The organism is Acinetobacter sp. WCHA39, from assembly GCF_002165385.1.
Lineage (GTDB): Bacteria > Pseudomonadota > Gammaproteobacteria > Pseudomonadales > Moraxellaceae > Acinetobacter.
Genome location: NZ_NHRP01000003.1, coordinates 72,377 through 98,429 on the forward strand (window position 1 = coordinate 72,377; position 26,053 = coordinate 98,429).

Here is a 26,053-nt window from a genome sequence, read left to right on the forward strand (position 1 = left end):
GTTTTTATATAAACCACTTAGTCAAAACTCAGTGGTTTTTTTATTTAACGTCCCAATATGAACAACAATCTTATAGGAACATTTATTCTCATGTCTGAACAAAATCAAACCGACAAAAAACGCTACTACGAACCTGCCACTCAAGATATTGATGTTGCCAATTTCCGTAAAGTCATTGAAAGCCGTCGTTCAGTACGTAAGTTCACGGATAAACCGATTCCAAGTGAGATTTTAGATGAATGTTTAGATTTGGCACTGCTTGCACCCAACTCATCAAACTTACAGCCGTGGACATTCTATGTGGTGCAAAATCCAAGTAAGAAAAAGCAACTGGTTAAAGCATGCTTAGGACAGCTTGCTGCTAAAACTGCATCAGAATTGATCGTATGCGTGGCGCGTACAGATCGTGTTGATGAAATGGCAAAACGAAATATTAGCGAATTTCCATTTCCTGAAGCCCCTGCAATGGTACAAAAATATTACCGTTTTATCCCCTACAACTATAAAACAGGTTATTTCAATGCATTAGGTAACTTCAAAAAAGTTGCATTTAAAGTAGCCCGTACACTTGATAAACAACTTCCTGTGACTGCATTTAACCCTGCCGATGCTAAATTATGGGCAACTAAAACCACTGCTTTAGCATGTGAAAATTTGGTATTGGCTTTACGTGCCTATGGTTTTGACAGTTGTATGATGGAAGGCTTTGATGAGCCTTTAGTTCGTAAAATTTTAAAATTAAATGATCAACAGCATCCTGTGATGGTGATTGGTGCAGGTGAACGGGCTACAGATGGTGTGTTCTTCCCGCAGTATCGTTTTGATCGTGATTTATTTATTCAAAAAGTATAATTATTCAATATCTACTATTTGAATAAACTCAAAGGCAGGCTCTTCATAAGGATGGCTTGCCTTTAATACCTTTGCCACAACACTGGCTTTATCTTCAGGCACAATGGTTTCTACACGCCACTCTTCAAGTTGTTCCAGCTCATCCAACTGCCCTAAAAATGGATTTGCACCTTTAATAGGTTTAAATTGCCCTATTCCTTTCACTTGCCAAGCACAATGTTCATAATTGCCAATACCGCCAGCACCAGCTTCAAAGATAGCTTTTTTGCTTAATTCAAGGTGTGATTCAGGTACATAATAAATCAGTTTTAGCATATTCTTTTTGATTTCATTGTTCTTGTTCATTCATCGTTATTTTATATTGAATCCAAGAATAAAATAAGCCACCTGACGGTGGCTTATTTTTTATTTCATATTAACCAATGAACTTACGTGCGTTGCGGAACATACGCAACCAAGCACCATCTTCAGCCCAATCTTCAGGCTTCCAAGAATGTTGTAAAGCACGGAAGTTACGCTCTGGGTGTGGCATCATTACTGTTGCACGACCATCTTTAGAAGTTTGTCCTGTAATCGCTTCAGGTGAACCATTCGGGTTCAATGGATAGTGCTGAGTTGGATTACCCAAACTATCTACATAACGCAAGATCACTTGGTTCTCAGCATTTAAAGCAGCAAGTTGCTGTTCAGTTGCAACCAAACGACCTTCACCATGTGCCACTGCGATTGGTAAAATCGAACCTTGCATATCTTCAAGCAATACAGAAACCGATTTTTCTACGCGAACATTAACAGCACGCGCTTCAAATACTTCTGAGGTATTGCGGTGGAAACGACCCCAATGCTCTGCACCAGGAATCAATGGTGCAAGTTGCGACATCATTTGACAGCCGTTACATACACCTAAGCTGAAAGTGCTCTCACGATGGAAGAACTGTTCGAACTGATCACGTAATTTCGGGTTGAACAATACTGATTTCGCCCAGCCACCACCAGCACCCATCACGTCGCCGTATGAGAAGCCACCACAAGCCACTAAACCTTCAAAATCGCTCAAGCTGACACGACCTGCAAGTAAGTCACTCATGTGTACGTCGATGGTATTGAAACCAACTTTATCAAAAGCTGCTGCCATTTCGACATGACCGTTCACACCTTGCTCACGCAAGATTGCCATGTTTGGACGGCGTGTATTAATAAACGGCGCTTCAACTGGCTCATTTAAGTCATAAGTTGGTTGTGCAATTAAACCTTTGTGGTTTTTATCTGCAATTAAGGCAAATTCTTGATCAGCAGTTTCAACGTTATCACGTAAACGTTGGATCTGATGTGAAACTTCAGCCCAAGCTTGTTGTAATTCAGCACGCTCAAGCGTTAAACCATTTACAACGAGTTGATCAGTTGTATTCACACGACCAACAACAGCAATTGTATCTTTCAAGCTAGATGCTGCAACTTCAACTTCTAACTGTGCCCAATCAGCCGCTGTAATTTGAAGTACTGCACCAATTTCTTCAGCAAATAAGCTTTCAGTTGATTGATTTTCTAGAGCAACACCTAGGCGTGAAGCAAACATCATTTCAGCAACAGTCGCCAATAAACCACCGTCACCGATGTCATGGTAAGCCTTGATCACACCACGATTGTTCCAGTCTTGAATCAAGGCAAAGAACGCTTTGAAGTCATCAAAACTATCAACATCAGGGGTAACAGAACCGATTGCTTTATATACTTGCGCAAGGATCGAACCACCTAAACGGAATTGACCTTTAGATAAATCAATACGTACAAGTACTGAGTCTTCTAAATTCTTGAGTTCAGGTGTTAATGTTTTACGCACATCTAAAACTGGTGCAAATGCAGTGATCACACCAGTCATTGGCGAAGTAACGGCTTTGTCTTCACCATCGTTCCAAGTGGTACGCATTGAAAGTGAATCTTTACCAACTGGAATAGCAATACCCAATGCAGGACACATTTCCATACCTATCGCTTTCACACCTTCAAACAAAGCTTGGTCTTCACCTTTTTGACCAGCCGCAGCCATCCAGTTTGCAGATAGTTTGATATCGCTGATTTGTTCGATGTTGGCACAGGCAATATTGGTAATTGCTTCCGCAACGGCTAAACGCGCTGATGCGGCAGGATTTAACAAAGCAACTGGTGGACGTTCACCCATCGCCATTGCTTCACCCGTGAAGCCTTGCAAGCTTGTCGTCGTTACTGCTGCATCTGCAACAGGAACCTGCCAACGGCCAACCATTTGATCACGTGCAACCATACCTGTAATCGAGCGGTCACCAATTGTAATCAGGAATGATTTAGACGCAACTGTTGGATTCTTCAATACGCGGAAAATCGCATCTTTCAAATCAACTTTTGATGCATCAAAGTCGTTACCTTTACGTTCAATCGTTTCATATGAACGTTGCATACGTGGTGTACCACCCAACATGACTTGCATTGGGATGTCGACTGCATTATTTTCAAATAATGGATCTTCAACAGTCAAATGACGTGCTTCAGTCGCTTCACCAAGTACTGCAAACGGACAACGCTCACGAGCACAAATTTCTTCAAACTGTTCTAAAGATTCTGGACGAATCGAAAGTACATAACGCTCTTGCGCTTCATTTGACCAAATTTCCATCGGGCTCATGCCTGGCTCTAATGATGGAATTTTACGCAGGTTCAGCACTGCACCCAACTCATGATCATTCACTAGTTCAGGCATCGCATTTGATAGACCACCCGCACCCACATCATGTACAGACACGATTGGGTTAAAATCTTCTAAGCGCCAGCATGTATCAATGACTTCTTGGCAACGGCGTTCCATTTCTGGGTTTTCACGTTGTACTGAAGCAAAGTCTAAGCTCTCACCCATGGTACCGCTGTCTACAGATGATGCAGCACCACCACCAAGACCGATTAACATGGCAGGACCACCCAATACAATCAGCAAGTCACCTGGTTGAATCGCATCTTTTTCAACGTGGTCAGGACGAATGTTACCGTAACCACCAGCGATCATAATTGGTTTATGGAAGCCTTTAACCTCACCATTCACATTCTGTTCGAAGGTACGGAAATAACCATTTAATGCTGGGCGACCAAATTCGTTGTTAAACGCAGCACCACCCAATGGACCTTCGATCATGATTTGTAATGGCGATGCCATACGTGAAGGCTTACCATAGTTTTCTTCCCAAGGCTGTTCGAAACCAGGGATATTCAAGTTAGAAACAGTAAAGCCTGTTAAACCTGCTTTTGGTTTACCACCACGACCTGTTGCACCTTCATCACGGATTTCACCGCCCGAACCTGTTGCAGCACCTGCAAATGGAGCAATTGCAGTTGGATGGTTGTGTGTTTCAACCTTCATTAAAATATGAGCAGCTTGGCTCTTATATTTATAAACGAAGTGACCATTTTCATCCGCTTTCGGATAAAAACGCATCGTGTCATAACCGACGATCACAGAGGCGTTATCTTTATAAGCTGATAACACATCGGTCGGAGATTCTTTATAGGTATTTTTAATCATTTGGAACAATGATAATGGTTGTTTTTCACCATCAATTGTCCACTCAGAACCAAAGATTTTATGACGACAGTGTTCGGAGTTTGCTTGTGCAAACATCATCAATTCGATGTCGTTTGGATTACGACCGAGTTTGGTAAATGCTGCAACTAAATAATCAATTTCTTCGTCAGATAGCGCAAAACCAAATTCATTGTTGGCTTTCACTAACGCTTCTTTACCTTGGCTCAAAATATCAATTGAGTTCAATGGTTTCGGCGCTGTTTCTAAGAATAAAGCTTTTGCATCATCAATTTGAGCAAAAACACTCTCTGTCATACGGTCATGTAATGCCAATTTCACTTCATTCGAAATCTCTTTCACACCTTTCAGTGTAAATAGCAGACCACGTTCTAAACGGTGAATAGGTGTATTACAGTTTTGGAAAATATCCGTTGCTTTAGATGACCATGGCGAGATTGTCCCCACACGTGGTGTGACTAAAATCTGGATTTCATCACTTGCAGCTTGGCGAAGTTCGAAAGATTGACCATCGTTTAAAAGTTGTAATGCCGATTGATGTTGCTGCTCGTTGAGCGCTTGATCAAACAAATAAACCCACTGGCTGTCAAAAGATTGAACAGAACTCATTGACGCTAAACGGTTTAAGAGTTGAGCTTTCTTAAAAGAAGAATGTGCTGATGCACCGGCCACGATAAACATGTTGACTTTGGCTCCACGGGCGGGTCTAACGAACCTACCACAATGTGACTTATGAGAGAGCGCATATTCTACTGTGTCTTGCTCAAATCAGCTAGATGCAGCGCAATGATTTATCGCTGCTTTATTTCGTCAAAATTATTGTAATTTCATAAAGAAAGTGATTTTTCGCTGTCGTCATCAAATCTACTTACATTTCTATTGATCGGACAATACAGCAATAAGACAAACTATGTCGCCCTACGCTAGTGCTTTAATCTTTTTTTTGGCATGATGATCTTGAACTCATAGTGAATAATGATGAATGGAACAAATGCGTTGGTTGGAATTGCTTTCTGCAATTCGATTGGGTAGTAAAAAAAGCAGTACAGAATTGGCTCGAAGCCCTTTCCATAAAGATTATGACAGAATTATATTTTCCCAAAGTTTTCGACAACTGAATAGAAAAACTCAAGTTCACCCATTGACTCAACACGATGGTATTCACACTCGACTGACTCATTCGCTTGAGGTTTCTTGTATTGGTCGTTCGCTAGGCATGCTTGCTGCTGAAAAAATCAAAGATGAATTACCCATGTGGATTTCACCAGCAGATGTTGGTGCAATTATTCAGGCAGCTTGCCTTGCACATGACATTGGGAATCCACCCTTTGGACATGCAGGAGAATACGCGATTCGGGAATGGTTTGATGATGCCTCGCATCGTGACTTTCTCAGCCAATTAACACCCGAAGAAGCAGCAGATGTACGTCAGTTTGAAGGCAATGCACAAGGACTTCGTCTACTTAGTCGTATTGATTATCATCCTGATGATGGTGGTATGCGTTTGACCTGTGCCACTTTGGGAGCATATTTAAAATATCCATGGTTATCCAAAACCATTGAAGAACAAGGTGATATGCCATCGCATCAAAGAGCAAAATTTGGTTGCTATCAATCTGAAAAAGAAATTTTAAAACAGTTAGCAGAGCAACTCGGTCTTATTCAGCTCGGTGACTATCATTATTGTCGTCATCCACTGACCTATTTATTAGAAGCTGCAGATGATATGTGTTATGCACTCATTGATTTAGAAGATGGCATCATACTTAATATGCTCAGTTATGAAGAAGTTGAGCCAATCTTTCTCAATTTAATTGCGGATTTCGGTCTACCAGAAGAATTACACCTCCCCCATACCACATGGCAGCAAAAAATCGCAGCTTTACGTGGGCGTGTAATGAAGCGTCTCGTCGATGAAGTCACCACTGCTTTTGCTAAACAGCATTATGAAATTTTAACGGGTCAGCTTAAAGGCAGTCTTTTACAATATTGCTCACCCGATATTGAAATAGGCATTCAAACAGCTAAGAATCTTGCCAGAGATCGAATTTTTGAACATCCTCAGAAATCAGGTTTAGAAATAATCGCGCATCAAAGCCTACAAACGATTTTGGATGCATTTATTCCATTAACCATGCCACATAAGACCTTAAGCTTTAAAGAGCAACGTTTGATGTCGATTTTGCAACATTCAGGCGTAAATCTGCAAAACAACCACTATAATAATATTATGCAAGTTCTCGATATTATTAGTAAGTTCTCGGATCATCAGGCTTATAGCTTGGCGCAAGAGTTGCAAGGCAATAAAGTTGGGTTCTTTTAAAACAGAGAACTTTATCTTTTAATTTGAATTTTCAAAACAACAGTGAAACAAGTTTTATGATCGGATGTTTAATTGGCGAAGTGTTTGCCTTAGAAGCCCCAACCGTATTGCTGAATGTAAATGGTGTAGGCTATGAAATTGACACACCACTTTCGACATTTTGCCAATTACAAAAAGGACAGAAAGTCACTTTATGGACACATTTGGTGGTTCGAGAAGATGTACAGCAACTGTATGGTTTTAGTGATGCACAAGAGAAAATTATTTTTCGTACTTTACTCAAGGTCAATGGTGTCGGTCCTAAAATGGCGCTCGGTATTCTTTCGACTTTGAGCGTGGACATGCTCATCCATACAGTCGAACATGGTGATGTAAAAACACTGGTCAAAGTCCCGGGAGTTGGTACGAAAACAGCTGAACGCTTGATGATCGAACTGCGTGATCGTTTTAAAGCATTCTCAAACTCTACAGCTTCAAATAACTCAACATCCACACAGATACAATTCACTGGAAACTCTGCTGTTGCCGAAGCTGAAGCCGCTTTACAATCTCTGGGCTATAAACCACTTGAAGCACAAAAACTGATTCAAGCCGTTAAAGCAGATTTTACTGAAGCCAGTGATATCATTCGTGCGGCACTAAAATCATTGAATAAATAAAGATAGACCGAACTCATTATGCAAGACCGTTTAATCAGTGGTTCTGAAAAACCAGAAGATCATTTTGATCGTGCGATTCGCCCAACCTCTCTTGAAGACTATATTGGTCAGCCAGTGGTACGTGAGCAAATGGAAATCTTTATTGGTGCTGCACGAGGTCGTGGTGAAGCACTCGACCATACCTTGATTTTTGGTCCACCGGGTTTAGGTAAAACCACATTGGCGAATATTATCGCCCGTGAAATGGGCGGTAATTTAAAATCGACTTCTGGCCCAGTTTTAGAACGTGCTGGTGATTTAGCAGCGATGCTGACCAATTTGGAAGAAGGTGACGTTCTCTTTATTGACGAAATCCATCGCCTATCCCCTGTCATTGAAGAGATTCTTTATCCAGCAATGGAAGACTATCAACTGGATATCATGATTGGTGAAGGTCCTGCTGCTCGTTCAATTAAATTAGATCTTCCACCATTTACATTAGTCGCAGCAACAACGCGTGCGGGGCTACTCACCTCACCTTTACGTGACCGCTTTGGGATTGTTCAGCGTTTAGAATTCTATTCTGTTGAGGACTTAACCTATATTGTCACTCGTTCGGCAAACTTGATGGATGTTCCGATTACCAAAGAAGGTTCAACTGAAATCGCTAGACGTGCACGTGGTACGCCACGTATTGCCAATCGTTTATTACGTCGTGTTCGAGATTATGCGCAAGTGAAAGGCACTGGTGAAGTGACTCAAGAGATGGCACAACGTGCTTTAGACATGCTTAATGTAGATAAAGATGGTTTAGATACTTTAGACCGTCGTTATCTCAGTATGTTACTTGAGCGTTTTGAAGGTCGTCCAACAGGTGTTGAAGCTTTAGCAGCCGCGATGGCTGAAGATAGCGGAACACTTGAAGATGTAATCGAACCTTATTTAATCCAACAAGGTTATGTCATGCGTACTGCACGTGGTCGTATTGCAACCAATATGGCTTATTTACAGTTTGGTATGGCACCGCCAGAATGAAATTATTAGGTTTCTTTTATAAATCCTTTATTTTCTCCTTAATAGAAGAAAATAAAGAGGGTCTAAACAATTATGAAAGAAGTCTAATATGTTATTTATTACTATTCCCATCCTATCATTGACGCAATATCATTCCCTCAATTGCTCGCAGTATGCAGAAATAGGTTAAGGATATGGCTAATCATTTTGAATTTAATATTCGTGTATATATCGAAGATACAGATGCAGGCGGTATCGTTTACCATGCCAATCACATTCGTTTTATGGAACGTACACGTACTGAATGGCTACGTGCAGCGGGCGTCGATCATTACTGGCATCAACAAGACTACAACTTCGTTGTACATCAAATTCAGGTGAAATATGTACGTCCAATATTAATGGATGACTTAATTACCGTTACAGCACGTGTTATTTCGTGTAAAGCCGCATCTTTTGTGTTGCAACAAAATATTTATCGTGGTGAAATCTTGCTGGCTTCAGGTGAGGTTACGTTGGCATGTTTAAACAAAGAACTCATGCCACGTAGACTTCCTGAAGAAATACGTGATCTGATTCAAAAAGAATTAGCACAGGACTAAAAATAAACTTTTCGGCACAGTGACTTATGGCAACTAATTTAGAATCTTCTCTACATATTTCTGACCTGATTTTACAAGCCAGCCCAGTCGTGCAATTGGTCATGTTGATCTTATTACTAGCGTCAATTTTCAGCTGGTATTTAATTGCCAAATTACATATGGGTTTTAAAAAAGCAGCTCAAGATGATGAGCATTTTCAAAAAATGTTCTGGTCAGGTGCCGAATTAAACACGCTCTACAATAATGCTCAGTTAAACTCGAAACGTAGTGGCCTAGAAGATATTTTTTATCAAGGTTTAGGTGAGTTTTTTAAACTACAAAAACGCAAAGCAGATGCCAATCAAACCATTGAAGGTACTGAACGTATTCTTCGTGTCGGTCTAAGTCGTGATCAAGGCGGTTTAGAACAAGGTTTAGGAGCGCTTGCAAGTATTGGTTCTGTTGCGCCTTATATCGGCTTATTCGGTACGGTTTGGGGCATTATGAATGCCTTTATTGGCCTTGCTGCCGTTGATCAAGTTACTTTGGCAACCGTAGCACCGGGTATTGCTGAAGCACTTATTGCAACGGCAATCGGTTTATTTGCAGCAATTCCTGCTGTGCTGGCTTTTAACCACTTCACAGCGAAAGGTGAATCTATTTACTCAGATCGTGCGTTATTCGCAGAAGAAATGGTCGCTCTTTTACAGCGTCAAGCGATTGGATCGACACAGGAAGATGCATAATGGCAATTCAACGATCTGGGCGTTTTGAACGCATTAAAAAACCACTGAAAAGTGATATGAACGTTGTACCCTATATTGACGTTATGTTGGTACTTTTAGTCATTTTTATGGTCACTGCACCTATGATTACCAGCGGCATCAAAGTTGATTTGCCCCAAGCGAATAATAATCCTATCGAATCGAAAGACATGCCTGCAATGGTAACGATTGGCAAAGATGGCAATATTTATTTGCAATACCAAGATCATAAAGATAGTGAACCTCTTTCACTTGAGCAGCTTGAAGCTATTTTGAGTGATGCTCAAAAGCAAGCGGAACAAGAAAATAAACAACTCACCGTATTAGTGAATGGTGATAAATCTCGCCCCTATGGTGAGGTTGTATCACTCATGGCTAGTTTACAAGAAACCGGTTTAACTCAAGTTGGTTTACTGACAGAGCCATTAAAGTAAGTTATGAAAAAATTTCAAGAGCCACCTTTTAAACAAAATGCAATTGCGCTAGGTTTTACCCTTGGGGTACATGCAATTGCGATTGTTGGCTTGCTTTTCTTAGGTCTAAGTAAACCGCCTGAGCAACCGAAAAAACTGACGACTGTTCTCATCAAGCCAGAAGATTTACCACCACCGATGGCAAAACCTGTAGAACAGGAAACGACTGCTGAAAATCAAGCGGAAGAAATATTAAGCCCTGTTGTAGATAATACTCAACCTGAAAATGTTCCTGTCACTCCACCAACGCCTACTGCACAGCAACTCGCTGATGCAAAACAAAAAGCAAAAGAAGCAGCCCAAGCAAAACAAGCAGAAGAACAAAGCAAAATTGCCGCAAAACAACGTGCAGATGAAGAAGTAAAACGTCAAACAGAACAAGCTACTGCTGATAAAGCTGCAAAAGACAAAGCTGCCGCTGATAAAGCTGCAAAAGACAAAGCTGCCGCTGATAAAGCTGTAAAAGACAAAGCCGCTGCTGATAAAGCTGTAAAAGACAAAGCCGCTGCTGATAAAGCTGCTAAAGACAAAGCCGCTGCTGATAAAGCTGCTAAAGACAAAGCCGCTGCTGATAAAGCTGCAAAAGACAAAGCTACTGCTGATAAAGCTGCTAAAGACAAAGCCGCTGCTGATAAAGCTGCTAAAGACAAAGCCGCTGCTGATAAAGCTGCTAAAGACAATAAAGCTGCTAAAGACAAAGCCGCTGCTGATAAAGCTGCTAAAGACAAAGCCGCTGCTGATAAAGCTGCTAAAGACAAAGCCGCTGCTGATAAAGCTGCTAAAGACAAGGCCGCTGCTGATAAAGCAGCTAAAGACAAAGCCGCTGCCGATAAAGCTGCGAAAGACAAGGCCGCTGCTGATAAAGCTGTAAAAGACAAAGCCGCTGCCGATAAAGCTGCGAAAGACAAGGCCGCTGCTGATAAAGCTGCAAAAGACAAAGCCGCTGCCGATAAAGCTGCGAAAGACAAAGCCGCTGCTGACAAAGCATCAAAAGACAAAGCTGCCGCTGATAAAGCTGCAAAAGACAAAGCCGCTGCTGATAAAGCTGCAAAAGACAAAGCCGCTGCTGATAAAGCTGCAAAAGATAAAGCAGATGCCGAAAGAGCCGAAGCAGATGCAAAAGCCGCTGCTGCTAAAAAGGCAGAGCAAGAGGCAGCTCAGAAAAAGGCAGATTCGAAAAGAATTGCTTCGACTGCCAAACGTGATTTCACAAATAAAATTGAAAGAGCTTGGAATGTCCCTTCTGGTTCAACAGGACAAAAAGCAACAGCCCGTGTAACACTTAGTGATAGTGGTGCTGTTTTATCTGTGATTGTAAATTCTAGTGATCCAGATGTAAAAGCCAGTGTAGAAGCAGCAGTTCGTGCCGCCGCACCTTATCCAATGCCAGAAGATTCTGATGCCCGTCGTGAGGCGAGAAGCTTTACTTCAAGTTTCACAGCAAAATAGTAATTTATCGTGAATAGTTACATGCCTGTCATAGCACAAAGCATGTAACTATGTTAAATAATCAACAGCCACAAAAATACGAACATAAGTAATTGTAACTATGGACAAGACTCGTACACATCTCATCTCCTTAGCAGTTTTGACTGCTATTAGCGCAATTGTTCCAACAGCAACTTTTGCACAACTTCACCTTGAAATTGCAAAAGCACCCGAACAAGCGCCAAAAATTGCAATTATCCCTTTTACAAATGACAGTGCGATTTATCCAATCATTGAAAATGATTTAAATCGTTCAGGTCGATTCACAAGCGCATCTCAAAACTTACCTGCAACTGCAAGCATCAACCAAATCCAAGCTGGTGATTGGCAAAATGCTGGTGTGCCATATGTGGTGGTTGGTCAAATTAAAACCATCGATGCGAATACATTTGAAATCCATTACCAACTCTATGATGTACAAAAACAACAATATTTATTAAATGAAGTGCTGACTGTACCAAGCTCTCGTGTTCGTCAAGCTGGGCATATGATCAGTGATGCGATATACCAAGCACTAACTGGTATTGCGGGTGATTTCAGCGGTCGTATTGCCTATGTATTACGCAATCCACAAACCCCTGCTCAACGCTATACATTACAAATTGCTGATACGGATGGCGAACAACCTAAAACGGTACTGTCATCACGAGATCCAATCCTTTCTCCAACATGGACACCTGACGCTAAAAAGATTGCTTATGTCTCTTTCGAAACTAAACGTCCTGCAATTTACATTCAGGATTTAGCAACGGGTCAACGTGAGGTTTTAGCGAGCTTCAAAGGCTTAAATGGTGCACCAAGCTTCTCGCCCGATGGGCAATCTATGTTGTTCACAGCATCTATGCATGGTAATCCTGAAATTTATCAGATGAATTTAAATACGCGCCAACTACAGCGTATGACCAATGACTCAGCAATTGATACCGAAGCACGTTATGCACCTGATGGAAAATCATTTATTTTCACCTCAGATCGTGGCGGTTCTCCTCAAATTTATCGCTACAGTTTTGATGATAGTTCAGTTAAACGCCTTACCTTCAAAGGTGCATTTAATGCACGCGGCACGTTAAGTGCTGACGGTAAAAAAATTGCTTTAGTTCATCGACCAAGTGGCAGTAATTACAAAGTCGCATTACAAGATATTAATACAGGGATCACTAATATATTGACACCAACCAGTCTGGATGAGTCACCAAGTTTCTCTCCGAATGGGCAGATGGTTGTTTATGCAACACGTGAGGGTAACCGCGGCTTACTCTCTATTATGTCTACAGATGGTCGATTCCGTATGAATTTACCAAGCGAACAAGGTGAAGTCCGTGAACCCGCTTGGGCACCAAAATAAATTTGATTGATTGGAGAATCACATGAATATTAAATACCTAACACTTCCACTCTTAGCTGCGACGATTGCTTTCACGGGTTGTGCGAGTCGTAAACCTGCTGCTGAAATCACAGCAGGCAATACAGCACCTAATACATCAACCACGGTAAGCACTGACGGACTAAGTGAAGATGCTGCATTGAATGCACAGAACTTGGCTGGCGCTTCATCAAAAGGGGTAACTGCTGCGAACAAAGCATTTTTAGCGAAACGTGTTGTTCACTTTGATTACGATAGCAGCGATCTATCAAATGATGACTATCAAACACTTCAAGCACATGCACAGTTCCTTGTTGCAAATGCTAATTCTCGGGTGGCATTGACAGGTCACACGGATGAACGTGGTACGCGTGAATACAATATGGCTTTAGGTGAGCGTCGTGCAAAAGCGGTCGAAAGTTTCTTGATTACCAATGGTGTCAACCCACAGCAGTTAGAAGCCGTGAGCTACGGTAAAGAAGCACCTGTAAACCCAGGTCATGACGAAGCAGCGTGGAAAGAAAATCGTCGCGTAGAAATTAATTATGAAGCAGTGCCACCATTATTAAAATAATGTTCGGATTTGCAATAAAAATGCTCACAATGTGAGCATTTTTATTTTGATTAAGATGAAGATTTTTGCTTCGACTGAGGTTGCATCGACTCAATCATATCGTGCTTATTAAATTCTTTGTACTCAGGCTTCGCTTCATACTCTTTCCAAGCATCTTTCACACTTTCTTTCGAAATCGTATCTAAGCTAATCGATTCACTTGGCGTAGGGGTAGCTTCAAAATTTTTGGTTGACATCGTTCCTCTCCAAACTTCCTGTCTAGTATGCAATCAACATAGCATGTAATAGAATGCTTGTAATCACAAAAGCAACATAAATAAAGTAAGATAATTTTTATTTTTCGAGCGATCTCATCTAGAATAGCGACATTCTTTTTATCAATTTTTGATGCGGCTAAATCGGAGCAATTCAATATGTCAAACCTTACATTATCCCAATATTTAGAACAACAAAAAGGGAATTTGACACCAGAATTGGCACAAGTCATTGAAACAATCGCGGCAACATGCCAAACCATTGACCAAGCACTACAAAAAGGTGCTTTAGCTGGTATTTTAGGCAGTGCTGGCAACGAAAATGTACAAGGTGAAACTCAAAAGAAATTAGATGTCATTTCTAACGACTATCTTATTGATGCATTAAAAGCGCATCCGCAAGTAGGTGGATTAGCTTCTGAAGAATTGGATGATTTCACACCTGCCCAAGAAAATGGCAAATATTTAGTGTTATTCGATCCACTCGATGGTTCAAGCAACATCGACATCAACATGTGTGTCGGTACAATTTTCTCTATTCTTCCCGCTAAAAATGCAGTCACTCAATCTGCAGATTTTATGCAAGCGGGTACTGAGCAAGTGGCGGCTGGTTATGTGCTTTATGGTCCTTCGACCATGTTAGCGCTTACCGTAGGTGCAGGTGTTGTATTCTTTACTTTCGATCCAACCACTCAAACCTTCCTACTTACTACGGATCAAGTACAAGTTTCAGTAGATACACAAGAATTCGCTATCAATTCATCAAATCAACGTCATTGGGAAAATCCAGTGAAACGCTATATTGACGAACTTTTAGCGGGTAAAACATCAGTCCGTGAAAAAGATTTCAATATGCGTTGGGTTGCATGTATGGTCGGTGATATTCACCGTATCTTATGTCGTGGCGGCATCTTCCTCTACCCTTATGATCTCAAAGATCCTAAAAAAGCAGGTCGTTTGCGTTTAATGTATGAAGCAAATCCAATGAGCATGTTAATTGAACAAGCTGGTGGTGCCTCTACGACAGGACGTGTTCGCATTATGGATATTCAACCAACAGAATTACACCAACGTGTTCCTGTTATAATTGGCTCTAAAAATGAAGTGGAACGCGTAACAAGCTACCACTAATTACTTTTATATTCAGGGCATTATGATCATCTTATAATGTCCTTTTGGATCTTTATATTATGGCTGTTATTTTTCTAGAATCAAAAGACAATGCAAAAATCAAACATTTGCGTGGGCTGATCGAACTCAATAGTGCTCGAAAGAAACATCAGCAAACTGTTCTAGAAGGTACTCATCTGTGTTTAGCATGGCTACAACAACATAAAAAAATCTTTTCATTATTTACGACTGAACAAGCTCTCGATCATCCTGAATTACAAAAGGTGATTGAATTACACCAGGGACATATTTTTGTCATTAGTGAAGTACTGTATAAAGATTTAAGTACTTTAGGTACAACTCTGCCTTGTTTAGCAATTGTCGATCTCCCTAAAACATCATTAACAATTGATTTTAAAGCTGATACCTTAATCTTAGAAAATGTGCAAGACCCTGGAAATGTTGGTACGCTATTGCGTTCGGCTGCCGCAGCCAACATTAAGCAAGTAATTTGTACGCAAGGTTCAGCTTCTCTTTGGTCCCCACGTGTATTACGCGCAGGAATGGGTGCCCATTTTAGCGTACATTGTTTTGAGAATTTTCAGTTAACCGACATTCTTCCAAAGTTTCAAATTCCTGTGTTTGTAACGAGTTCACATCGTTCAACTAGCTTGTATAGCAAAGATTTAAAGCAAGCATGTGTTTGGATTTTAGGTAATGAGGGACAAGGTGCAAGTGACTATGCCCTAGAACATGCTCAGGCTGTTACTATTCCTCAACCGGGCGGGCAAGAATCTTTAAATGTTGCCATCGCTGGATCAATTTGCTTTTTTGAAATGGTTCGCCAACGCCAATAAAAACGTTAAATTATTTTAAATACGATTTTTTAATGAAAAAATCCATTACACTCATAAAATAATTGCTTAAGTTGTCAACGCATCCACCATTTTCAACGTTATATGATTAATGAATTGAAATAATGGTGGGTATCCATGACAGGATTTTCCATCTCTATGGATTTAGCACCGAAACAGGCTCGAACTGAAAATGGTACTGATTGTAGTACTGTTGAACAACGTCTGCGTTTTTTTATGCAAGACGTTACAGGTCGTGCACTTGTGATGATGGAAAGTGCAACTCAGGGACAACAAGGCATTGCAATGGATTTGGTACAAGAAGCCTTTATTTCATTGCATAAATCGTATTCAGATAAAAGTATTGAAGAATGGTATCCATTGTTTTATACCATTTTAAATAACAAATTACAGGATTGGAGGCGCAAAGAAGCGCGTCGAGCAACTCCTTTCTCATTATTCAAAAAAATTAGCTTAGACGATGATGATGAAATTATTGATGTCGTAGATGAATCTACCCCCAATCCATTTGAATTTCTGAACCAAGAAGTCACAATGGATGAAATTCAGGCTGCCATCAACCAATTACCAGTACGTCAACAGCAAGCATTTATGTTAAGAGCTTGGGAAGGTTTTGATACGGCAACCACCGCTCAAATTATGAATTGCAGTGAAGGTAGTGTAAAAACCCATTATCATCGTGCAATCCAAGGGCTTAGAATTGCTTTAGAGCATTTAAATCCACATACGGGAGGGTCATCAAATGAATAAAGATGAGTTCACTAAATCAGTGACTTCCAAACTCGATCAACTAGCAAAAGAGCAACATCACAAAAAAATGTTAGTGATGAACCATGTTCTAGATACTGTTCAAAAGAAACCAACCTCTTATTACAGCCTCTGGAAAATGGGAGGCTTTGCTTTAGCAGCAGCTCTTACTGGTATCGTTGTATTACCAAACTCTCTACAACTGAACGATAAGCCACAAAGTCAGGTCGTTGTAAATCCAAAACTTTCACCACAAATGGTTGAAGATATGGAAATGTTGATGGTACTTGGTGAGGATAAAGTTCCACATGGCAGCTAAGAAAATAGCAATTGTTGTGTGTGCACTCAGCTTACTTCAAACAAGTTTTGCTGGTTCTGAGCGTTTTTGGGTGTTCTCAAAATCAAATAAACCAACTACAGAAGAAGCTTGGGATGATTTATCTCCAGAAGAACAACGTGTTCTTATTCAACGTTATCAAAGTTTAAAAGAAATCCCAACTGATCAGGGCTCTCAGCTTCAACAAAGAATGGAATGGTTTACTCAGCTTCCAGAAGATGAAAAACAAAAAATGCGTAATGTTTGGCAAAAACTGGGAACTCACGAACGGAACACTTTGCGTAAACGTATGCAAAATGCCAGTGCCGAAGATAAAGTGAACATCCGTGAAGAATATTTAAGCAAATATTCTGAACACTAATTGTTTTTATATGAATTTCTCTTTAGTGGTATACATTTAATTTATAATTTGAACATATAAAAAAGAGCGCTTTAAAAGCGCTCTTTTTATTCACTCTTACTTTTTATAACGACGATATGCTAGTAAACCCAACAAACCTAATGCAGAGAAGATACCCATACTTCCTCCGCCGCTTTTCGCAGGTCGAGTATCATCCGAGGTAGTTGCTGTACTAATTACGTTTACAGTTGCTAAATTTGAAAGTTTTGGTGTTTCATCATTATCATAAACTTGATAATTAAACGAATAATTAAATGGATTAAAAGTATTTACTTCTTGAATATAAATATTTCCACCATAACACGTTTCTTTTTGATCAGGCGGAGGACATTTACCTTTACGATCAGCAGTAACTATTAGATTTTTTGTTGGGACGTTCGATAATCTTATCGGTAATTCTAACCCATCTTCATTTATCCAAAAGTCTGACTTATTAGGTTTTGTTTCAGGACCTTTACCACCTGGGCCTGTATCACCTGCATCGTTAGCTAGTTCTAAAAGATTCAATTTTGCGATTTCTTTTTGCTGATACTTTAATGTCACAGATGTATCTTTAGCTTCAGGTGCTTGATTTGTAAATGAGGCTTTAATTAAGCCTTTCGTCTGAATTGTATGATCAGTTTTATATTTGATGGTGTAACTACATAAAGCTTGCTCGCCATCCTGTGTAATTGCATCATCTTTTCTATATACAATAATTTGTTGAATTTCAGGGACCCAACTACAAACTAAATTTTCGTCTTTGCGAAAATTTAGTTTCCCCTCAATAGTACTACCGACGCCTATTGTTTCTACCTCAATATCATACAATTCCGGACTAAAAAAATCTAATCGGTGACTTTCATCAGATAAAGCAACCTCATGTGGTAATGGAAGTTTAAATGATTGCAAATCAATATAAATAGCTCGATATTTCAAATTTTCTTTTTTATCGTAATATTCAACTAATTTTTTATATTGCTCCAAGCGATATTTATAGTAAGTAAGATATTCTGGATCATTCGGATTCTTAACTAGATTATCAAAATAATCATTTTGAGTCTTATAATCACTTATTAATTGACTTAATGATCCATTAGTAATGCTATTAATATCACCAGCTGTTAGCCGCATCAACTCTACCGAACCAATATCACAAGTATTTTTTGCGTCAGGTTGATAAAATAATGCTCTATCAGCGAATCTAGCTAATCCACGTTGATCATATTCACTACAACCAGTTGTACCTTCACCACTTACATTCACTAAATCCTGCTTATCGGCTCCTGCTTGTGTTATTCTTTTTGGATAATACATTGGTAAAAAAGCAGTATATTGAGATGCTGGGGCCATTGAACTTAATACAGTATCCATAGGAACATTGGTTAAATCAATGTTTGTTGTATTAGCTTTATTTAGCTCTGCGGGTAAATCACATTTGCCATTATTTAATAATGAAAATGCATTATAGATAGCACCAATTCCCACATTCTCTTCTTTTGAAGCATCACCCAACAAATAACGACAAGAATATGCTCCTGAATTATAAGCAATTATATTAAAAAGCAAAGTCTTTATACCAATCTTATCATATAGAAAAGTTGTATATGCTTTATTTTCTACAATAGTGTTACTTGTTAGTGCTAATGCACTACCGCTACTTAATATTGTTGAATTGTTTTGATCTTCCGATCCAGCTTTTGTATCACCAGAAAATTTTATTAAGTTGCCGTGAGTCGAATTAGCTGTATTTTTAGCAATTGTATTTGCCTCCAACATCACTGCAGGCAAGCCACAGAACTCCATCATACTTAATGAAGTATCCGATCCATTTTTTATCAGACTACTTGCTGTAAAACTTATATTTCTTTGCGAATATAGATTATCATTCTTACAAGCCATTGCAATTACACTACCAATTGTAGCGTCATTACCTTCAAATAAACTTTTAGAAATTGTAGCCGAAGCAGCTAGTCCAGCTAGATAAATTGCCCCACCTGCACCAGTAGTTGCTTTAGAGTTTAATACCTTAATACTTTGCAAGGTAATATTTGCACCAGCATAAATTGCACCACCATTTCCCTGATTAGGCGCAACACCATTCGCAAGTATTAAATTCGTTAAAGTTAAAGGGTTCTTACCAGCAGTTGTATTAAAAATTCGAGAATTCTCTGCTTTGATAGTCGTCTTAATTTCAACTTGTGCAGGATATTGATTCGCAACATCATTAATTAGAACATTTTTTTCATTCCAATTAGCTGGAGCTGCTCCCCATATTCTCACTTCTGAGTCAGGTGTTAATTCACTTTTTAATGTATATTCACCCGCTTCTAATTGGATATCTTGAGTATTAGAATAAATATCCGCAACAACACAACCATGTGCAGATACACGCGTTTTTGCAACCTCTAAAGCTTCTCTGATTGAACAAAGAGAATCTTCTTTATTTTCATCATTAAAGGTAGTCACTTTAATTGGTGCTGTTGCACTATTTGTTGCAGCTAACAATGGCATAGCTGAAACAACCATTAACGTTAATAAGGTTTTCTTATAATTTTTCATCTCATTTATCATCCTTGATTATGATTTAAAACGTCTCAATCCAATTAAACCAAACACCATTAAAATCCATCCAAAATCCATGCTGCCAACATTTACAGTTTTATTTTGAAAATTATTTGGCGGATCTTGGACAATTGTCGTAGGAATATCAATATAGTAATTTGAAGGGTCATTAAGCCTAGTGATTGTAGTGATTACACGGATATTAAATTTATCTGCACCATGCCAATTACCATTTGGCACATAGACAATATTCCCTTTTGAATCTATTGTTAATTTACCTTTTGACTTTGTTTCAGTCTGTTCAATATTAAGACAACCTGATTGCCATGGTAATCCGTTAGCATCTGTATCACTCTTAAATATTATTTTACACGCCTCAGGATCAACTAATTCACCATCCAATAAACTATTCGCAATACTAAACTTTGCGATTTGACCATATAGAATATCTTGCCCAGCAATTTCTACATCATTACGATTTACTACCAACTCAATCGCACCTAGATCACATAGTTCACTATAAACACTGCGCACTTTACCTCGTTGATCAGAAGTTTCACAACTAATAGCCCCCTTGTTTGTTCCATCGCTAAAAATCCTCCCCTTATTAATGATTAGAGAGTCAGACAATGAATTATAAGAAGTTAATAATCTTGGTTGAAAAAAACCTAACATTTGATCTTTGGGAGTCGTATAAGGACATAATAATCCTTTGTCCTGAGGTAAATCACAATCCCCCTCCACTTTTCCACCTGCGATCAAATCAGTGTTTAATAGAAAATTTGGCAGTCCAGCGGGTGCATTACGATTGCAATCCACCTCTGTCAAATTACTTTGAATAACTGAAGAATCATTACTATCTGCAACACAGTTTTTATTATTTTTAGCTATGATACTATTTGAAATAAACGCACCATTCTCTAATTCAGCGGGTTTTGTGTCAGTAGCAGGGGTTGAAATCCATTTCGGAGCTTGCAAATATAGTCCAGCATCATTATAAATCATCGTAATATTATTGATGACCATTCCCCCTCGAATATTTGCTACATAGCCTCCCTTATTATTAAAAATGGTAGAATTTCTGATTCCAAATGCTGTTAATGTTAAGGCGTTCGAAATCGCAGTATCACTATAAGCATTTTGTACATATAAAATACTTCCATTTGCTTTTACTTCATTATTCTTTATCACTGATTGAGTAATAATATAACGAGGAACCTCACTATAAATGACCGCCCCCTGATCAGCTTTATTACCTTCAAAAATACTATTACTTACACTAACAACACCTGCAGTTTTCTTGTCAGATAGTAAACCTTTATTGTAAATAGCACCGCCTAAACTTGCATTACCATCCATCAATCTAGAGTATTGAATTGTTAATATTTCTCGATTTGAAATCAAACCACCTTCAACTACTTTTTGGGATGATCCTTTTAAATTTAATTCATTAAAGTTAACAATTAATGGATCTTTTTCAACATCATTATCATCAACAATAAATAGGCTTTCTGCGCCTATCATTTTAATAGTAGCGTTATTTAAACCTTTCTTTGTGTCATTAAAGCTTGTACTAGCAGCAGTTTTAATTGTCATTGCAGCTTTAACTTCAAGTGCTTTACTCAAAGTATACTCTTTATCACGATCTAGGATAATAATCGATGAAGCATCTTTATTACCGCAACCATGATAACCATTTTCAAATTCTTTTTGGGTACGATTATTTAAGAATGTTACAGCTTCACGTAATGAACAAACGGTATCATCTTTGTCTTCATCAACTAATGTTGTAACTTGAATATCCGCAGAATATACATGTCCAGTAATCGCAAATAAAGCGCAGGCAAGCGTCCGTTTGAGCATACCGTTCTCCTTCTATTTTCATTTTTCTTAGTATTGCAAACTACAAATTTGCAACCACATTCCTTTGTGCGTACTTTGTCATAGCTGTCAAAATTACTCAAGAAATTTTATGCGATTAGTGATATTCATCAATCAGAGCAAAAATTTGCTTAATCGTTGTATTTGAGAGCTTTGTTTTCTCACCTTTCAACATCTTTTCAAGTTGGGCAAGTGTCTGTAATAGAATGGAAGCTTGATGTGGCCCATTACTCAACAAATAATCAATAATTTGTTGGTCAAAATGAATTCCTCGCCTCGTCATAACAGAGTGTAATAAAGCCTGTCGATCTGTATATGAGCTTCCATTTGGCACTTTGACACTGACCGCTTGAGTCAGTCTCGACTGTAAGTCAGGTAATTCTAATTTTAATTCTATCGGTGCTACACGAGATGAAAAGACCAGTTGTCCATCATGATTATTCATTAAATGAAAAACAGCTTTTTGCCAATGAGGTACACCACTAATTGCATCAATATCATCTAATGCCACTAAATCATAAAACTCTAATGAAGTAATCGCTTCAATTGGTGCATCTAATAATTCTAATAATGAGACTTTTATTGCACGACGACCCAATTCTAAATATGAATCACAAATTGCAGAGAGTAAATGGCTTTTACCAGTACCAGCACCGCCATAAACATAAAAGCGATTTACCAGTCCAGTATGTAACTGTCGTATCGCATCAACTACATGACCCCACCCTGGCCCCGAAAAATCGCTAATTCGCGCATCGAGCTGTGGTTCTATATCGAGTTGTAGTTGACGCATATCGTTAATTTGTTCCTCAATTACTTTAGATCATTTGAATGTGAAGTTTCACTATCTTGAGAGTTTTTAATCTCAATATCAAGTTCTACATCACCAGCATCCACATTTATACGTTGAATTTCACCATGTTGAATACTGACCTCAATTGGAGATCCGTAAAATCGACTTTTTTCGTAATTATCTCTTGCGTGTTTAAGTAACACGACGATAACAGCCGCTACAGGCAAAGCAATCAGCATCCCTAAAAAACCACCCAGTTGAGCACCAGCTAGTACCGCAAATACAACAGCAACAGGAGATAGACCAATTTTGTCACCAAGTAAGAAAGGCTGCAAAATATATCCTTCTACCATTTGCCCAATCATAAATACAATACCCACTAAAAGTAACTGCATCCAATCAAGACCAAACTGGAATAATGAAGCAATCACGGCTGCGATAATACCAACACCAAAGCCTAGATAAGGGATAATACTGGCCAAACCAGCAATCATTCCAATAATTAAACCCACTTCTAAACCAATGATTTGCAGGCCAACGGCATACACTATTCCTAATAGCAGCATTACGAGGAACTGACCTTTAACAAACGCTCCAAGCACACTATGACATTCACGAACAATGACTAAAGTTGATTCTTCATATGGACGAGGTATTAAACGACGCATACTTTGCAACATTCTTTCCCAATCAAGTAAGAAATAGAATGAAATGATAGGAATCAAAATAAATACGCCACCTAATTGAATAAAATTCAAACCAGATTGTGCTAAACGTAAAGCCATGGCTTGAATACTATCTGCACTGTAATTCGTTTGAATGTATTCCATAATTGCTTTAGAAATCTGTTCTGTATCCAACTCCATTGGAACAACATTAAAAGTATGGGATACCCAAGGTAGAAATGTCGCATTTACCCAATGTATACCTGCTGGAATACTATCTCGCGCATAGATTAATTGCTTCCAAACCAATGGGACAAGGAACCATAAAACAACTGTTAAGGTTACGCCAATCCCAACAAAGACGAGACTGATCGCCAACCAACGAGGTAATTTAATTTTTACAAGGACATCTACAAGGGGACTAAAGAGATAGGCAATAAAAAAAGCGCCAACAAATGGTAATACAACTGGTTTTAATAGATACAACACCCAAAGTAGTAATGCGAGTCCTGCGAGGATAAAGATACGACGTAGTACCTGATCTTGCATAAAATCTAGCCTTTTTTCGTGTAATCGTTATAAATGGGAAAAAAATTTAATTAAAGATAGCATTTTCGAGCATAAATAACATAAGAGTTTCGTATATTCAGGTTATAATCTGCCGCCAATGCGGAGACTTCACTATGAGCAACTCAACTTCTACCCCAAATACTGGTTTAAGCTATAAAGATGCGGGCGTCGACATTGAAGCGGGCGACGCACTGGTCGATCGTATCAAATCTGTCGCTAAGCGTACCACTCGTCCTGAAGTCATGGGCGGTTTAGGTGGTTTTGGCGCACTATGCAAAATTCCAAAAGGCTATGAAGAACCTGTATTGGTTTCTGGCACAGACGGCGTAGGTACAAAATTACGTTTAGCGTTAAATCTAAATCGTCACGACACGATTGGTCAAGATCTTGTTGCAATGTGTGTAAACGATTTACTTGTTTGTGGTGCTGAACCATTATTTTTCCTAGACTACTATGCAACAGGTCATTTGAATGTTGATGTTGCAGCAAATGTAGTAACGGGTATTGGTAAAGGTTGTGAACTTGCTGGCTGTGCACTTGTTGGTGGTGAAACTGCTGAAATGCCAGGTATGTATGAAGGCGAAGATTACGATCTTGCTGGTTTCGCTGTTGGTGTAGTTGAGCATAGTAAAATTATTGATGGCACTAAAGTAAAATCTGGTGATGTACTTATCGGTGTTGCATCAAGTGGTGCGCACTCTAATGGTTACTCATTACTACGCAAAATTTTAGATGTTAAGAACGTTGATTTAACTCAAATCGTTGATGGTCGCCCACTTGCAGATGTTGCAATGGAACCGACTCGCATTTATGTAAAACCTGTTTTAGAACTTTGCAAACAAGTTGACGTGCATGCCATGGCTCACATCACGGGTGGTGGTTTACCGGGTAACTTACCGCGTGTTCTTCCGAATGGCGCTCAAGCTGTAATTGACGAGTCAAGCTGGGAATGGTCTGAATTATTCCAGTTGTTACAACGTGAAGGTAATGTAGAACGCTTTGAAATGTATCGTACATTTAACTGTGGCGTTGGCATGGTAATCGCTGTTGATGCAAGCGAAGCTGATAAAGCCATTGATGTATTAAATACTCAAGGCGAAAAAGCATGGAAAATTGGTTATATCCAAGAAAATGCTGAATCAGTTGAAGGTGCAGACGAAAAAATTCGCGTGATCTTTGCATAATGAGAATTGCTGTCCTTGTCTCAGGCAACGGTAGCAACTTACAGGCCCTGATAGATGCAAATCTCTCAGGGCAAATCATTGGTGTACTTTCAAATAAAGCTGATGCATATGCATTGCAGCGTGCTGAGAAAGCCAATATTGCAACCGCTGTTATTTCACATAAAGATTATCCAAATCGAGAAAGCTTTGACGATGCTATGCATCAGCAATTGCTTGCTTGGGAAATTGACTTAGTTATCCTTGCAGGTTTTATGCGTATTTTAACGCCAAACTTTGTCAGTCAATGGCAAGGTAAAATGTTAAATATCCACCCTTCTCTGCTGCCTTTTTATAAAGGAATTAATACCCATCAACGTGTATTAAATACTGGAGATCGCTTGCATGGTTGTACCGTTCATTTTGTCACTGCTGAACTAGATGCAGGACAAAGTATAGCGCAATCCGCCATTCAAGTGAGTTTGCATGATAATGTAGAAAGCCTAGCACAACGTGTGCATGAGCTTGAACACTTCATCTACCCTCAAGTTGCAGAATGGTTATGTAATGGTCAACTCACTTGGACAAATGGTCAAGCATATTTCAATAAAAAACCTTTAGAACGACCAATTCAATTTGCTCAATTCTAAAAATAAAACACATCTTCGGATGTGTTTTTTATAATTCAATTTTTAAATTTTCACTGTTTTTCTATATAAGGATAATGAAGATAAATTGAAGCATAATAGGTTTAGAGGAAGACCAATTTCCCAAAAGTAATACAAATCAATTGGAATAATAAAAAAATAAACACACCACTTAAAATATTTTTCAAATTATTGTTGCGAAAGCAAAAATAAGGCTAAGATTGGAAGAACATCTACAATTAAGAATAAGTAAATGTAAGGGTGTTGAACCAAGCGCCCAACAGAGGTGTTCAAACTTAGCCATAACAATTGTTGGTTATTTTGATAATAAAAATATTCTATCCCATAGAAAAATAGAATACCTAACATGTATACAGCTACACCATAAGTTTTCCATTGTTCTTCTTGATAAATTATTTGAATAAAGCGCATTTC

General features: G+C 39.0%; 25 protein-coding genes. 17 read left to right on the plus strand and 8 right to left on the minus strand.

Annotated elements, in window-relative coordinates; translation table 11 throughout:
- Positions 1-90: 90 nt before the first annotated feature.
- Positions 91-852: a nitroreductase family protein gene (locus CDG56_RS02280; protein ID WP_087546817.1), complete on the plus strand. Its 762-nt coding sequence runs from the start codon at positions 91-93 to the stop codon at positions 850-852.
- On the opposite strand, the gene CDG56_RS02285 is transcribed toward CDG56_RS02280, so the two are convergent.
- On the minus strand, positions 853-1,167 hold the full coding sequence (locus CDG56_RS02285) for an NGG1p interacting factor NIF3 (protein WP_087546870.1): 315 nt from the start codon (positions 1,165-1,167) through the stop codon (positions 853-855).
- A 100-nt stretch (positions 1,168-1,267) separates the two neighbouring features.
- Positions 1,268-5,098, minus strand: coding sequence for a phosphoribosylformylglycinamidine synthase (gene purL / locus CDG56_RS02290; RefSeq protein ID WP_087546818.1), 3,831 nt, complete (start codon positions 5,096-5,098; stop codon positions 1,268-1,270).
- Between the two features lie 301 nt (positions 5,099-5,399).
- Here purL and CDG56_RS02295 point away from each other — a divergent pair, with 301 nt between their 5' ends.
- The 9 genes from CDG56_RS02295 to pal all read left to right on the plus strand — a co-directional run bounded on the left by CDG56_RS02295 (position 5,400) and on the right by pal (position 13,635).
- Positions 5,400-6,740, plus strand: a complete 1,341-nt coding sequence (locus CDG56_RS02295; RefSeq protein ID WP_087546819.1) for a deoxyguanosinetriphosphate triphosphohydrolase — start codon at positions 5,400-5,402, stop codon at positions 6,738-6,740.
- Between the two features lie 56 nt (positions 6,741-6,796).
- On the plus strand, positions 6,797-7,399 hold the full coding sequence (ruvA, locus tag CDG56_RS02300) for a Holliday junction branch migration protein RuvA (protein ID WP_087546820.1): 603 nt from the start codon (positions 6,797-6,799) through the stop codon (positions 7,397-7,399).
- Between the two features lie 18 nt (positions 7,400-7,417).
- Positions 7,418-8,413: a Holliday junction branch migration DNA helicase RuvB gene (ruvB, locus tag CDG56_RS02305; RefSeq protein ID WP_087546821.1), complete on the plus strand. Its 996-nt coding sequence runs from the start codon at positions 7,418-7,420 to the stop codon at positions 8,411-8,413.
- Between the two features lie 173 nt (positions 8,414-8,586).
- Positions 8,587-8,994: a tol-pal system-associated acyl-CoA thioesterase gene (gene ybgC / locus CDG56_RS02310; protein ID WP_004661168.1), complete on the plus strand. Its 408-nt coding sequence runs from the start codon at positions 8,587-8,589 to the stop codon at positions 8,992-8,994.
- 26 nt (positions 8,995-9,020) lie between these two features.
- Entirely contained in the window at positions 9,021-9,719 is a 699-nt protein-coding gene (gene tolQ, locus CDG56_RS02315) for a protein TolQ (RefSeq protein WP_087546822.1), read from the plus strand.
- Complete coding sequence (gene tolR, locus CDG56_RS02320; protein WP_087536408.1) at positions 9,719-10,171, plus strand: protein TolR; 453 nt, start codon at positions 9,719-9,721, stop codon at positions 10,169-10,171. The genes tolQ and tolR overlap by 1 nt, the downstream gene beginning before the upstream one ends.
- Before the next feature lie 3 nt (positions 10,172-10,174).
- Positions 10,175-11,659 (plus strand): cell envelope integrity protein TolA, encoded by a 1,485-nt coding sequence (gene tolA, locus CDG56_RS02325; RefSeq protein WP_087546823.1) that lies wholly within the window; start codon positions 10,175-10,177, stop codon positions 11,657-11,659.
- A gap of 100 nt (positions 11,660-11,759) precedes the next feature.
- The gene (gene tolB / locus CDG56_RS02330) at positions 11,760-13,043 is read left to right on the plus strand and encodes a Tol-Pal system beta propeller repeat protein TolB (RefSeq protein WP_087536445.1); all 1,284 of its coding nucleotides are present in this window, start codon (positions 11,760-11,762) and stop codon (positions 13,041-13,043) included.
- 22 nt (positions 13,044-13,065) lie between these two features.
- A complete protein-coding gene (gene pal, locus CDG56_RS02335) occupies positions 13,066-13,635 on the plus strand; it encodes a peptidoglycan-associated lipoprotein Pal (protein ID WP_087536406.1) in 570 nt (189 codons plus the stop codon).
- Between the two features lie 50 nt (positions 13,636-13,685).
- Here the strand turns inward: pal and CDG56_RS02340 are convergent, their stop codons facing one another.
- Positions 13,686-13,871 carry an NF038105 family protein gene (locus tag CDG56_RS02340; protein ID WP_005161254.1) on the minus strand — a complete coding sequence of 62 codons (186 nt, stop codon included), beginning with the start codon at positions 13,869-13,871 and terminating at the stop codon, positions 13,686-13,688.
- A gap of 177 nt (positions 13,872-14,048) precedes the next feature.
- Between CDG56_RS02340 and CDG56_RS02345 the strand changes: the two genes are divergently transcribed.
- The 5 genes from CDG56_RS02345 (at position 14,049) to CDG56_RS02370 (ending at position 17,319) form a co-directional block, all read left to right on the plus strand.
- Positions 14,049-15,020, plus strand: a complete 972-nt coding sequence (locus CDG56_RS02345; protein ID WP_005161257.1) for a class 1 fructose-bisphosphatase — start codon at positions 14,049-14,051, stop codon at positions 15,018-15,020.
- 59 nt (positions 15,021-15,079) lie between these two features.
- A complete protein-coding gene (locus tag CDG56_RS02350; RefSeq protein WP_005161260.1) occupies positions 15,080-15,856 on the plus strand; it encodes a TrmH family RNA methyltransferase in 777 nt (258 codons plus the stop codon).
- A gap of 156 nt (positions 15,857-16,012) precedes the next feature.
- The gene (locus tag CDG56_RS02360; RefSeq protein WP_087546824.1) at positions 16,013-16,624 is read left to right on the plus strand and encodes an RNA polymerase sigma factor; all 612 of its coding nucleotides are present in this window, start codon (positions 16,013-16,015) and stop codon (positions 16,622-16,624) included.
- Positions 16,617-16,940: a hypothetical protein gene (locus CDG56_RS02365; protein ID WP_087546825.1), complete on the plus strand. Its 324-nt coding sequence runs from the start codon at positions 16,617-16,619 to the stop codon at positions 16,938-16,940. Before CDG56_RS02360 ends, CDG56_RS02365 begins: the two co-directional genes overlap by 8 nt.
- Positions 16,930-17,319, plus strand: coding sequence for a DUF3106 domain-containing protein (locus CDG56_RS02370; RefSeq protein ID WP_087546826.1), 390 nt, complete (start codon positions 16,930-16,932; stop codon positions 17,317-17,319). Before CDG56_RS02365 ends, CDG56_RS02370 begins: the two co-directional genes overlap by 11 nt.
- A gap of 96 nt (positions 17,320-17,415) precedes the next feature.
- On the opposite strand, the gene CDG56_RS02375 is transcribed toward CDG56_RS02370, so the two are convergent.
- The 4 genes from CDG56_RS02375 to cxpE all read right to left on the minus strand — a co-directional run bounded on the left by CDG56_RS02375 (position 17,416) and on the right by cxpE (position 23,790).
- Entirely contained in the window at positions 17,416-19,899 is a 2,484-nt protein-coding gene (locus CDG56_RS02375; protein ID WP_087546827.1) for a hypothetical protein, read from the minus strand.
- Between the two features lie 18 nt (positions 19,900-19,917).
- Entirely contained in the window at positions 19,918-21,765 is a 1,848-nt protein-coding gene (rbtA, locus tag CDG56_RS02380) for a rhombotarget A (RefSeq protein ID WP_087546828.1), read from the minus strand.
- A 115-nt stretch (positions 21,766-21,880) separates the two neighbouring features.
- A complete protein-coding gene (gene hda, locus CDG56_RS02385) occupies positions 21,881-22,576 on the minus strand; it encodes a DnaA regulatory inactivator Hda (protein ID WP_087536399.1) in 696 nt (231 codons plus the stop codon).
- 20 nt (positions 22,577-22,596) lie between these two features.
- On the minus strand, positions 22,597-23,790 hold the full coding sequence (cxpE, locus tag CDG56_RS02390) for a chloramphenicol efflux transporter CxpE (RefSeq protein WP_005161270.1): 1,194 nt from the start codon (positions 23,788-23,790) through the stop codon (positions 22,597-22,599).
- 134 nt (positions 23,791-23,924) lie between these two features.
- Here cxpE and purM point away from each other — a divergent pair, with 134 nt between their 5' ends.
- The gene (gene purM / locus CDG56_RS02395; RefSeq protein ID WP_004661134.1) at positions 23,925-24,995 is read left to right on the plus strand and encodes a phosphoribosylformylglycinamidine cyclo-ligase; all 1,071 of its coding nucleotides are present in this window, start codon (positions 23,925-23,927) and stop codon (positions 24,993-24,995) included.
- Entirely contained in the window at positions 24,992-25,621 is a 630-nt protein-coding gene (gene purN, locus CDG56_RS02400; protein WP_171063585.1) for a phosphoribosylglycinamide formyltransferase, read from the plus strand. Before purM ends, purN begins: the two co-directional genes overlap by 4 nt.
- 186 nt (positions 25,622-25,807) lie before the next feature.
- On the opposite strand, the gene CDG56_RS02405 is transcribed toward purN, so the two are convergent.
- Positions 25,808-26,050, minus strand: a complete 243-nt coding sequence (locus tag CDG56_RS02405) for a hypothetical protein (protein WP_087546829.1) — start codon at positions 26,048-26,050, stop codon at positions 25,808-25,810.
- Positions 26,051-26,053 lie beyond the last annotated feature (3 nt).